Here is a 12,224-nt window from a genome sequence, read left to right as displayed (position 1 = left end):
GGGCCGTTCCCGGAGGCGTTGTCCAGCTGGGAGGAAGCCGGTGTATCTAGTTTAGATGATTCCACCGATAATACGGTTCGCCGAATAAGTGACCATTGACCTTCTCGACTTGCCCCATCAATGGCCGATACTCTCCCATCGGGATCACACCATCCCTGTTGGCGGCGATTGCGTCTTTACGGATCGAAGACAGTTCGGCCTTGAGACCATGGGCCTCGGCGGGTGTCATCAACCTTTGGTTGCGTTCCTGAGAAATCCGCGTGTCCGCATTGTTAAGGTCGGTAAGAATGGAATTGAGCTGGCCACTTGGCACATACCGGGTAGGGCCCGGCGCCGCGAAGGCCATTGTAAGGGGAGCGGAGGTGAGAAGTACGGCAAGAGCCGCTTTCAGAATAGTTGAGCGCATTTTGCGTCTCCGGTTTTCATGGCGCGACAGGTCGCTCCATCGTCAGCCGCCCGTCTCGTTCCGTCGCGTCGCGATGGGATCATCGCCGGCGGTTCCCGGGTAGCAGACCAAGGGTAGATCTTGCAGGGGCCGGAGAAAACTAGCCATAGGTGCCATAGGTATTGACGGAGGCAAACTTGAGTATGACAGCGTTGAACAGCCGATACTATCCGTCTTGGTAGAGTTGTATGCCTGCTGGATTTTCGGCATATGAATGCTTTGAAAACACATGAATCTCACCCAAACATTCGCGATTCCGGCGCAAGAAACCCCGAATCCGGGATGAAAATTTCAACCCCAGAGGGAAATCTAGTTGTGCAAAGTTGATGTTGTTCTCCACCAGTGTGGCCTAATGTAGCATTGCACAATATTCGTGCATGCGCAAAAATGAGGCATGAACGCTGCCTTGTCGATCATGATTTTCGATGAAAACCGTATCCGCGCCGCCATTATCGAAGAGGGCTTGCGGGAGGCGGGGCATACGCACGTGGTGGTGCTGCACGATATTGTCGGACTGGCGCGGCAGATTGAGATTATCGGTCCGGATGTCATTGTTATCGATATTGAAACGCCCAACCGCGATATGCTTGAGCATTTGTTTCAGCTAACGCGTTCTGTACGCAAACCTATCGCGATGTTTGTGGATCGCTCGGACACTTTATCTATTGAAGCGGCTGTTGAAGCTGGCGTTTCGGCCTATGTGGTCGATGGTTTGAGAAAAGAACGTGTGAAGCCTATCCTTGATATGGCCGTCAGCCGTTTCAAGGCGTTCAGCCGGTTGCAGCAGGAACTGGCCGACGCCAAGAGTGCCCTTGAGGAGCGCAAGATCATCGACCGGGCCAAAGGAATCCTGATGAAATCGCGCAAATTAACCGAAGATGAGGCTTATGCGCTTTTGCGTCAGACTGCCATGAACGAAAAGAAGAAACTTGCCGATATTGCCCAAAGCGTCGTCATGGCGGCGGCAATTCTGGGAAGTTAGGAAGAGCTAGAATGAGTTTCATCCCGACCGGAATTGATCAGCACAAGAGCGGGCCAACATCTCCTGCCACGATCCGCGCGGCAAGTGCCAAGCTGGTTCGCGCCGGGTTCATCCCGCTCGTCGATGCCGCTGTTCTCATTGCCGCTTCGGAGCTTGGGTTTGCTACTCGCGAAGGTATCCAGATAGATCTGGTCAAGGACGTTTCATGGGCCAATATCCGCGACCGGCTGGCGTTCCGCCAGTTCGATATCGCCCATATGCTAGCTCCGATGCCGGTCGCCTCAGCGCTGGGTCTTGGGTCCAATCCTTCTCCAACGATTGCTCCTTTCATGCTCGGGCGTGGCGGTAACGCCATTACGCTTTCCGTAGAGCTCTATCGTCGTATGCAGGAAAAGGCAGGTCTTGCTGGACATGAAGATGCCCTGACCAATGCCAAAGCCCTCAAACTGGTAATCGAGGAAATGCGGGCAAAGGGCGAGGCTTTGCCGGTCTTGGGGATGACCTATCCATTCTCCTCGCATAATTATGAATTGCGTTATTGGCTATCAGCTGGCGGTATTCATCCGGAAGAAGATGTAAAATTGGTCGTGGTGCCACCGCCGATGACATCCGACGCCTTGTCCGCGGGAGCGATCGACGGGTTCTGCGTAGGAGCACCGTGGAATATGGTAGCAGTGGCGCGCGAAGTTGGGCGCATCGTTGCCGTCAAGGCAGATATCTGGCCTTCCAGTCCGGAAAAGGTCATCGGAGTCAGACCGGAATGGGCGGAGCAGAATCCCCAAACACTCTCACGGTTGATTGTCGCGCTGGACCGGGCGGCAGCATGGTGCGATATCCCGGACAACCGGCGCGACCTAGCGCAGATCTTGGCGGAACCCCGTTATCTCGACGTGCCAATAGATATTCTCCACAGGGTGCTCGCGGGACAATTCACTACTGATCCGAACGGGACCGAGCGGACTGTTCCAGATTATTTTACCTTCCATCGTCAAGGGGCAAATTTCCCTTGGATCAGTCAGGCCCAATGGATATTCAGCCAGATGGTGCGATGGGGCCAGGTCCCCTATTCGGCGGAAGCCTATCGGCAGGTTGCTTCAGCCTTCCGGCCGGATCTCTATCGCAACGCGCTTGGATGCCGCTCTGATATCCCCATGGAAGATGTGCGTATCGAGGGAAACGCTGAGGATGACGTGTTCATCGATGGCACCACGTTCGACCCAGAAGACATTCGTGGCTATGTGGCAAGATCCCGAATTCGGAATATCGGCTCCGAAGCCACCAACCAGAGCGATGTTTAAGAGCGCATACGTTTTGTGCTGTGCACAATAAATTCGCACCAGTCTTCTGTTATCTGCACAAAACTGTTGCTTTGATTATTTGCAAGTCTTGGCGTCGCGCGAGAGTGGCGCAAAAAATGTGTAACTTTTTCAACTAGTTGCTGTTTTTTAAAAAAAGTGGCACGCCGCTTGCATGGCTTATGCTGTTCCGTCAATGACGACAGGAACCACAGGCACCGGCATCGGGTGCTTTCAAAGACACAGACGTCGCTCGGGCGAGTTCATTCGGCAGGTATGCCTGGAATGCACTCCATCCAGCGGCGTTTTTTTTTTGGCTCAACCGGCTGCAAAGGCCGACGCGTTTCAGGGGAAATACTATGAAAGACACTCTGTCGACTGGCATGCACAGACGAAAACTTCTGAAAGCGGGCGGAACGCTGGCACTGTTTGCTGCCGCCAAAGCTGCTTTTCCTGGTGGCGCTTTTGCGGCAGCTGCCGGTCCCGAGACAACAAAGGCAACGCTTGGCTTCATTGCGCTCACCGATTCCGCACCATTGATTGTCGCCAAGGAAAAAGGTCTGTTCGCAAAATATGGCATGCCGGATGTCGAGGTAGTCAAGCAGGCCTCCTGGGGTACCACACGCGACAATCTCGTGTTGGGTTCGGCCGGTAACGGTATCGACGGCGCACATATTCTCACTCCGATGCCGTACCTTATCAGTAGCGGCAAGGTGACCCAGAACAACCAGCCTCTACCGATGGTCATTCTTGCGCGGCTCAATCTCGACGCGCAGGCAATTTCCATTGGGTCTGCCTATGCGGATCTGAAAGTCGGTGCCAACTCCGGGGTACTGAAAGAGGCTTTTGCCAAGAAGAAGGCAGAGGGTAGCCCAGCCAAGGCCGCAATGACATTCCCGGGTGGCACGCATGATCTCTGGATTCGTTACTGGCTCGCAGCCGGCGGAATCGACCCTGACAAGGATGCCGAGACGATCGTGGTTCCGCCGCCGCAGATGGTTGCCAACATGAAAGTCGGGACTATGGACTGTTTCTGTGTGGGTGAGCCGTGGAATGCGCAGCTTGTCAACCAAGGCATCGGTTACACAGCAATCAACACGGCGGAAATCTGGTCCAAACATCCGGAAAAATCTTTCGCCATGCGTGCCGATTGGGTCGAGAAAAATCCCATTGCGACCAAGGCACTGCTGATGGCCGTCCTCGAAGCCCAGCAATGGGCTGACGACATGGCGAACAAGGACGAACTGGCTGCAATCGTCGGCAAGCGCGCTTGGTTCAACGTTCCCGCTACCGATATCGCTGGACGGTTGAAGGGGGAGTATGACTATGGCTCCGGGCGTATCGAGACAGCCAGCCCGCATTTGATGAAATTCTGGCGCGATCACGCTTCCTATCCGTTCCAGAGCCATGAAAAATGGTTTCTGACCGAGAATATACGATGGGGCAAATTTGCGCCGGATACGGACGTCAACGCATTGGTTGGCAAGGTCAATCGGGAGGATCTCTGGCGCGAGGCGGCATCGGCCCTCGGCGTCGCCGCAACGGATATCCCGGCTTCGACATCGCGAGGTGCTGAGACCTTTTTCGATGGCAAGGTCTTCGATCCGGACAACCCGCAGACCTATCTCGCCAGCCTCGACATTAAACGTTTTGCGTGAAGGAACCGGTATGACTGCCAGCCCCGTACGGATGAATCCACAAAAACAGCAACACACCCAAGCAAAGGTCGTGACGTTGAGCACTCCGAGATCATATGTTGCTCGGCGGCGCTTCCCGCAGTGGCTCTCCACCCTTGCAGGACATATATTGCCGCCGCTGGTAACGCTGGCGTTTCTGCTGATTCTTTGGGAAGTCATTTGCTCCTCGCCAACAGCGAGTGTTCCCCCGCCGTCGCGCGTTGTATCCGAAACCTGGGAATTGATTGTCCATCCATTCTATGTCGGACAAGGCGTCGACCAAGGTCTGTTCTGGCACATCCTCGCCAGTCTCAAGCGTGTGGCCCTCGGCTATTGCCTTGCGGCAATCGCAGGGATCGCCCTTGGTGCGCTGGTAGGTCAGAGCGACTGGGCGATGCGCGGTCTTGATCCGATCTTCCAGGTCTTGCGCACCGTTCCACCGCTTGCCTGGCTGCCACTGTCGTTGGCAGCTTTCAAGGACGGCAACCCCTCAGCAATCTTCGTGATCTTCATCACGGCCATCTGGCCGATCATCATCAATACGGCGGTTGGTATCCGCAATATTCCGCAGGATTACCGGAACGTTGCAAGGGTGCTGCGTCTCAACCAGTTCGAGTATTTCACCAAGATCATGATCCCGGCCGCCGCACCGTACATCTTCACGGGTTTGCGCATCGGCATCGGTCTGTCCTGGCTTGCCATTGTTGCTGCCGAAATGCTCATTGGTGGTGTTGGCATAGGCTTTTTCATCTGGGACGCATGGAACTCCTCGCGCATGAGCGACATCATTCTCGCGCTCATCTATGTCGGCATTGTTGGCTATCTCCTCGATCGTGCCATTGCGTCCATTGCCAAAGTCGTCACCCGCAACACGCTCAGCGCCTGAAGGAAATAATCATGTCAAAACCCTATCTCTCGCTCGAACAGATCGACATGGTATTCAGTCGCGGTGGTGCGAGCACACAAGTTCTGAACCAGGTCTCGCTCGACGTCGACAAAGGTGAGTTCATATCGATTATCGGCCATTCCGGCTGCGGGAAATCGACGTTGCTCAACATCGTCGCCGGCTTGACAGAGGCAACGCGCGGCGTGGTTCTTCTTGAGGGCGCTGTCGTCGATGCACCGGGACCGGACCGGGCAGTGGTGTTTCAGAACCATTCTCTGCTTCCCTGGCTGACAGTTTATGAGAACGTCAAACTGGCCGTGGACAAGGTTTTCTCAGGCACGAAAAGCCGGGCCGAGCGGCATGAGTGGACCATGCGCAACCTCGAACTGGTTCAGATGGTTCATGCCAGGGACAAGCGCCCGTCGGAAGTATCGGGCGGCATGAAGCAACGTGTCGGCATTGCTCGGGCATTGGCGATTGAGCCAAAAGTCCTGCTTCTCGACGAACCGTTTGGGGCTCTCGACGCCCTGACGCGGGCACATCTTCAGGACCAGGTCATGCAGATTCATACCGAACTTGCCAATACCGTACTGATGATCACTCACGACGTGGATGAAGCGGTGCTTCTCTCTGACCGCATTGTCATGATGACGAACGGACCATCGGCCAAGATCGGAGAAGTGTTGGACGTACCGCTTGTTCGTCCACGCCGCCGCATCGAACTCGTGTCGGATACTACCTACATTCGCTGCCGCTCGGCAGTGCTGAAGTTCCTTTACGAACGTCATCGGCTTGTGGAGGCTGCGTGAGATGGAACCATCTGAGAAAAAGCAGAAGCTGGTTATCATTGGCAACGGCATGGCACCGGGCCGTGCGCTGGAACATTTGCTTGAATTGGCGCCCGACGCTTATGACGTGACGATTTTCAACGCCGAACCGCGTGTCAATTATGATCGGATCATGTTGTCGCCGGTGCTTTCCGGCGAAAAGGAATTCGAGGAAATCATTATCCATGGCGACGGCTGGTACATCAAGCACGGGATCATGCTCTATAAGGGCCACAAGGTGGTCAATATCGACCGCGTCGCCAAGACGGTTACTTCCGATGCGGGTACCATCGAACCCTACGACAAGCTGGTGATCGCCACCGGGTCTTTGCCTTTTATCCTGCCGGTGCCTGGCAATAACCTTCCCGGTGTCTTGACCTATCGCGACCTCGATGACGTCAGGGCCATGCTGCTGGCGGCGCAATCGCGGGCAAAGGCCATCGTCATCGGCGGCGGATTGCTGGGTCTAGAAGCGGCAGCTGGACTCAAATCCCGCGATATGGACGTGACGGTCCTGCATGTCATGCCGACATTGATGGAGCGGCAGCTCGATCCCGCTGCGGGCTATCTCCTCGAAAAGGCGGTTGAAGCGCGCGGCATCAAGGTCCTCACTAAAGCCAGCACCAAGGAGATTGTTGGTGAGAAGAAGGTTGAAGGGGTGTTGCTTGCCGATGGCACGACATTACCCGCCGATCTTGTGGTCATGGCTGTCGGTATCCGGCCGAGTAGCTCGCTTGCCAAGGAGGCGGGGCTTGAATGCAATCGCGGCATTGTCACGGATGCCGGAATGCGTACATCCGATCCGGACATTTTTGCCATCGGCGAATGCGCGGAAGTCGGCGGCCAGTGCTACGGGCTTGTCGCACCGCTCTACGAGATGGCGCGGGTGGTTGCGGCCCAGCTTGCAGGCAACAGCGAAGCAACCTTTGTCCATAGCGAAACGCCGACCAAGCTGAAGGTCACCGGCATAAACTTGTTTTCTGTCGGCGATCTCGGGGAGGGGGACGACCGGCAGGAAATCGTGTTGCGCGATGCTTCTGCTGGCGTCTACAAGCGCCTCGTTCTCAAGGATGACCGCATCATCGGGACCGTTCTATATGGCGAAACGTCCGATGGTGCCTGGTTCCACGATCTCACCAAAAAGCGCACCGACATTTCGGAGATGCGCGATACACTGATTTTCGGCCAGTCCTATCAAGGAGGGTCCCCGCTGGACCCTATGGCGGCCGTTGCAGCCTTGCCAGATGATGCGGAAATCTGCGGTTGCAACGGCATTTGTAAGGGAAAGATCACTGGCGCCATCACAGGCAAAGGCCTGACATCGCTTGACGATGTGCGTGCTCATACCAAGGCTTCCGCCTCCTGCGGAAGCTGCACCGGACTTGTCGAGCAGCTTTTGTCACTGACATTGGGCGATAGTTATAACCCTTCCGCAGTCACGCCCATGTGCAGTTGCACCGATCTTGGCCATGACGATGTGCGCCGCCTGATCAAGGCGAAGGGTCTGAAATCCATTCCCGCTGTGATGCAGGAGCTTGAGTGGAAGACGTCCTGCGGCTGCGCCAAATGCCGCCCGGCGCTGAACTACTATCTCGTCTCCGATTGGCCGGATGAATATGCCGACGATTACCAGTCGCGTTTCATCAATGAGCGCGTCCACGCCAATATCCAGAAAGACGGGACCTATTCGGTTGTGCCGCGCATGTGGGGCGGGATGACCAGTTCGAAGGAATTGCGTGCCATCGCCGATGTCGTCGATAAGTTCGAGATACCGGCGGTGAAGGTCACTGGCGGTCAGCGCATCGACATGCTGGGCATCAAGAAAGAAGACTTGCCCGCTGTCTGGGCCGATCTCGGCAAGGCTGGCTTCGTCTCGGGCCAGGCTTATGCCAAGGGTCTTCGCACAGTGAAGACCTGTGTCGGGACGGACTGGTGCCGGTTCGGTACGCAGGATTCCACCGGACTGGGCATCCGCATCGAGAAGTTCATGTGGGGATCGTGGACGCCAGCCAAACTGAAAATGGCGGTATCCGGCTGTCCGCGCAATTGTGCCGAGGCGACCTGCAAGGACATTGGCATCATCTGCGTCGATTCCGGTTTCGAGATCCATTTTGCTGGTGCAGCCGGGCTCGATATCAAAGGAACTGAGGTTCTGGGGCTGGTCCATACGGAAGATGAGGCGCTGGAGCACGTCGTGGCGCTGGCGCAGATGTACCGCGAGCAGGGCCGTTATCTGGAGCGCATCTACAAATGGGCCAAACGTGTCGGCCTTGATGAAATCCGCCGGCAGATAATGGGCGATGCGGAAAAGCGCAAGAGCTATTTCGACCGCTTCGTCTTCAGTCAGAAATTTGCGCAGGTCGATCCCTGGTCGGAGCGTGTGTCAGGCGTGGACAAGCACGAGTTCCAGCCCATGGCGACCATCGCTTACCAGCAAGCAGCGGAGTGAGGGTATGAACGACTGGATTGAAATCGGGGCGCTTAACGACATCCCCCGCCGTGGCGCACGCTGTGTGATGACGCCGCAAGGCAAAATCGCCGTGTTCCGGACGATGGAAGATCAGGTCTTTGCCATTGACGACCATTGTCCGCACAAAGGCGGGCCGCTGAGCCAGGGGATCGTCCATGGTGCTTCGGTGACTTGCCCGCTGCACAATTGGGTGATTTCGCTGGAAACCGGCAAGGCGCTTGGAGCCGATGAGGGCAGCGTCAAAACCATTGCGATAAAGCGCGATGGCGAGCGGTTATTTGCCCTGCTTGAGCGTGCTGCCGTGGCGGCTGAATAGAATGCTTGAATCCCCCAATACCGTTCGCACCACCTGCGCTTATTGCGGAGTGGGCTGCGGCGTTCTCGCCACAAGGGAGGAGAGCGGAGCCATAGGCATCAAGGGTGATCCCCAGCATCCCGCCAATTTCGGGCGTCTTTGCTCGAAAGGCTCCGCTCTTGGCGAGACGCTCGATCTGGAAGGGCGGCTGCTCGAACCGCAGATCGGGGGCAAGCCCGCAAGCTGGGATACTGCGCTTGATCTCGTGGCAAGCCGCTTTACTGAAACCATAAGCGAACATGGCCCAGACAGCGTAGCCTTCTATGTCTCCGGCCAATTGCTGACCGAAGATTATTATGTCGCCAACAAGCTGATGAAGGGTTTTATCGGTTCGGCCAATATCGACACCAATTCGCGGCTGTGCATGTCGTCTTCGGTGGCGGGACACAGGCGCGCTTTCGGGTCGGATACGGTTCCCGGAACCTATGAGGATCTGGAGCTCGCCGATCTCATCGTCCTGACGGGCTCCAATCTTGCCTGGTGCCATCCGGTGCTCTATCAGCGGATCGCGGCGGCAAAGATCAGGCGTCCGGAGATGCGCGTCGTGCTTATCGATCCGCGCCGCACCATGACCGCCGATATTGCCGACATGCATCTCAAAATAAAACCGGATGGCGATACGGCACTGTTCGTCGGTCTGCTTGGGTTTCTCGCGGCGCAAGGCGCGGTGGACCGGAACTATGTCGAGCGATACACGTCGGGGTTTGATGCGGCATTGGCTATCGCCAACAGTCACGATCTGCGCAGCATTGCCGCTCGGACGGGGATTCCTCCCGAGGAACTCCGTGCGTTTTTTGATCTGTTCACACGAACCGAGCGAAGCGTGACGGTTTACAGCCAGGGTGTGAACCAGTCCGCCAGCGGAACCGACAAGGTGAATGCCATTATCAACTGTCACCTGGCGACGAGTCGCATCGGTCGTCCGGGTATGGGGCCGTTTTCTGTCACCGGTCAGCCCAACGCCATGGGCGGCCGCGAGGTTGGCGGACTGGCGAACATGCTGGCGGGCCATATGCATCTGGAAGATGCCGGGCACCGCCGGCTCGTGCAGGAATTCTGGGACGCTCCGACCATCGCGTCGAAGCCGGGACTGAAGGCTGTCGATCTTTTCGATGCGGCGCGGGCAGGGAAGATCAAGGCGCTATGGATCATGGCGACCAACCCGGTGGACTCGATGCCGGAGGCGGATCTGGTCATCGGAGCCTTGAAGACTTGTCCTTTCGTCGTTGTTTCCGACATCAATGCGGTGACGGATACGACATGCCACGCCGATGTGCTTTTGCCGGCGGCCGGGTGGGGCGAGAAAGATGGCACCGTCACAAACTCCGAGCGGCGCATCAGCCGGCAGCGTGCGTTCCTGCCGCTACCGGGCGAGGTGAGGCCAGACTGGTGGATTATTACACAAGTGGCCCGGCGGATGGGCTTTGCCGCTGGTTTTCCGTATGAAAGCGCGGCGCAGATCTTTGCCGAACATGCAGCGCTTTCGGGCCACGAGAATCGCGGCAGCCGCGATTTCGACATCAGCGCACACTCCGCCATAGTAGACACGGACTACGATGCACTTTCGCCATTCCAATGGCCACAGGGCAGGGATGAGCCCGCGACCGAAAAGCGGTTCTTCGGGCAAGGCGAGTTCTATACGCAAGACCGGCGTGCACACTTTATCGCGGTGCGACCGGCGAATGTGGAAGCAATCGATCCGCGCTTTGCGTTCACGCTGAATACCGGCCGTGTCCGCGATCATTGGCATACCATGACCCGCACAGGAAAAAGCGCGCGTCTTTCCGCCCACTTCGCCGAACCCTTTGCCGAGATCAATCCACTCGATGCCGCAGAGCAGGGCATTGCCGACGCCAGTCTGGTCAAACTCAGTAACGATCATGGCACGATCATCGTCCGAGCTTTGCTGACGAACCGGCAGGCGAGAGGGAATATCTTCGTGCCCATGCACTGGAACGGGCAATTTGCCGGCAATGCGCGGGTGGACAGGCTGGTTACCGCCAATGTCGATCCGGTTTCCGGACAACCAGCTTTGAAGATGGCACGCGTCGCGGTCAAACCGTTCGCCGCTCGCTGGTATGGCTTTGCCGTATTGCATCATAAGCCTCTGCCCGATGCAGAATATTGGGCGTTGGCCCTGACGGATGGTGGCTACCGGCTGGAACTTGCCGGTCATAGCGAGCCTCGGGACTGGAGCGCCTTCGCGCGGAACCTGTTTCAGACACAGAGAGATATCGAATTGCTTGCCTATCACGATGCGCATCAGGATCAGCATCGCATCGCGGCATTCGAGGGCGACAGTCTTTTAGGTGCGCTGTATGTGGCGCGCGAACCGGTGACTGTTTCGCGCAGCTGGACCAGCGAACAACTGACGCGGCAATTCCCAGACGCGCGACAACGCTTCCAGCTCCTAGCCGGACGGCCAGGTAAGGACATGCCGGACAAGGGTGCAATTGTCTGCGCCTGTTTCTCGGTCGGCTGTAACGAGATTGCCTCTGCCGCCAATAACGGTTGCACGACTGTGGAAGCAATCGGCGAACGCCTGAAGGCCGGAACCAATTGCGGCTCCTGCCGCGCCGAAATCCGCGGCGTTATCGACGCATCTCAAATCGTTGCGGCGGAATGACGTCTGCCGACGGGTGCCGCCAGGCTGTTCGCGGCGATGCTCTGTCGCTATCCACAGGCAAAGAAAGTCGAGTAACCCCCGACTACAGAAACGCCGGCGTATCGCATGTTGGGCCGAAGCATGTTCGTGTTGTGACCTGCGGAATTCCTCCATCCAGAAAAAAGAGCCTGTGCACTTCTATATCTGACACCGACGTTTTCCGTACATACTCCACTCAGTCCGGCTGCTTTTGCTTGAGCTGATCTCTGGCGGAAGCCATCATGGCCGATAGCTCCCCGGGCCGCTTGCTCCCGGCTATGTTGCCGTGCCAGGGCTTTCAACGTGCCATTGGCGACCAGCGGGGATAGGCCATGGCTCGTCCTATAGGAGTTGATAAGCGTAAGCGTCTGGGGGCCGAAATCGCCCGTCATTGCGATGGGTTGTGCCGTACCTGCACACCCAGAAACCAGAACTGCAACTGCCATTATATTTAGAATTTTCATTGTCGGATTCCCCAGTGCTCATGTACGGCGTCTTGACAGACTGTTCTAGCATGACCGCCATTCAAACTTTGTAGATTCCATCTGAAGCGCGACTTGCGATATCTGAAAGCTAGCCTGCCCGCCGTGTCTGTGCGAGCAGTTTTTGCCGGAAGACTTCTGCTGGCGTTTTATAGCCAAGGC

10 protein-coding genes are annotated in these 12,224 nt (G+C 56.8%); 8 read left to right on the top strand and 2 right to left on the bottom strand.

Annotated elements, in window-relative coordinates; genetic code table 11:
- Window positions 1-46: 46 nt before the first annotated feature.
- A complete protein-coding gene (locus PHA01_RS25285; protein WP_271899048.1) occupies window positions 47-406 on the bottom strand; it encodes a hypothetical protein in 360 nt (119 codons plus the stop codon).
- 433 nt (window positions 407-839) lie between these two features.
- Between PHA01_RS25285 and PHA01_RS25280 the strand changes: the two genes are divergently transcribed.
- From PHA01_RS25280 to PHA01_RS25245, 8 genes are all read left to right on the top strand, one after another.
- A complete protein-coding gene (locus tag PHA01_RS25280) occupies window positions 840-1,427 on the top strand; it encodes an ANTAR domain-containing response regulator (RefSeq protein ID WP_271899047.1) in 588 nt (195 codons plus the stop codon).
- A gap of 11 nt (window positions 1,428-1,438) precedes the next feature.
- Entirely contained in the window at window positions 1,439-2,725 is a 1,287-nt protein-coding gene (locus tag PHA01_RS25275) for a CmpA/NrtA family ABC transporter substrate-binding protein (protein WP_271899046.1), read from the top strand.
- A 356-nt stretch (window positions 2,726-3,081) separates the two neighbouring features.
- Window positions 3,082-4,380, top strand: coding sequence for a CmpA/NrtA family ABC transporter substrate-binding protein (locus PHA01_RS25270; RefSeq protein WP_271899045.1), 1,299 nt, complete (start codon window positions 3,082-3,084; stop codon window positions 4,378-4,380).
- 10 nt (window positions 4,381-4,390) lie between these two features.
- The gene (gene ntrB, locus PHA01_RS25265) at window positions 4,391-5,284 is read left to right on the top strand and encodes a nitrate ABC transporter permease (RefSeq protein WP_271899044.1); all 894 of its coding nucleotides are present in this window, start codon (window positions 4,391-4,393) and stop codon (window positions 5,282-5,284) included.
- An 11-nt stretch (window positions 5,285-5,295) separates the two neighbouring features.
- Window positions 5,296-6,093 carry an ABC transporter ATP-binding protein gene (locus PHA01_RS25260; RefSeq protein WP_271899043.1) on the top strand — a complete coding sequence of 266 codons (798 nt, stop codon included), beginning with the start codon at window positions 5,296-5,298 and terminating at the stop codon, window positions 6,091-6,093.
- Between the two features lies 1 nt (window position 6,094).
- Window positions 6,095-8,560, top strand: a complete 2,466-nt coding sequence (nirB, locus tag PHA01_RS25255) for a nitrite reductase large subunit NirB (protein WP_271899042.1) — start codon at window positions 6,095-6,097, stop codon at window positions 8,558-8,560.
- 4 nt (window positions 8,561-8,564) lie between these two features.
- Complete coding sequence (gene nirD, locus PHA01_RS25250) at window positions 8,565-8,897, top strand: nitrite reductase small subunit NirD (protein WP_271899041.1); 333 nt, start codon at window positions 8,565-8,567, stop codon at window positions 8,895-8,897.
- 1 nt (window position 8,898) lies between these two features.
- A complete protein-coding gene (locus PHA01_RS25245; protein WP_271899040.1) occupies window positions 8,899-11,562 on the top strand; it encodes a nitrate reductase in 2,664 nt (887 codons plus the stop codon).
- 47 nt (window positions 11,563-11,609) lie between these two features.
- Here PHA01_RS25245 and PHA01_RS25240 read toward each other — a convergent pair whose 3' ends face one another.
- Window positions 11,610-11,972, bottom strand: coding sequence for a CAP domain-containing protein (locus PHA01_RS25240; RefSeq protein WP_271899123.1), 363 nt, complete (start codon window positions 11,970-11,972; stop codon window positions 11,610-11,612).
- Window positions 11,973-12,224 lie beyond the last annotated feature (252 nt).

It is taken from the genome of Candidatus Phyllobacterium onerii (assembly GCF_028331445.1).
Taxonomy (GTDB): Bacteria; Pseudomonadota; Alphaproteobacteria; order Rhizobiales; family Rhizobiaceae; genus Phyllobacterium; species Phyllobacterium onerii.
Note: the sequence above shows the minus strand (reverse complement) of the source record. Positions and strands in the feature narration are given on the sequence as shown.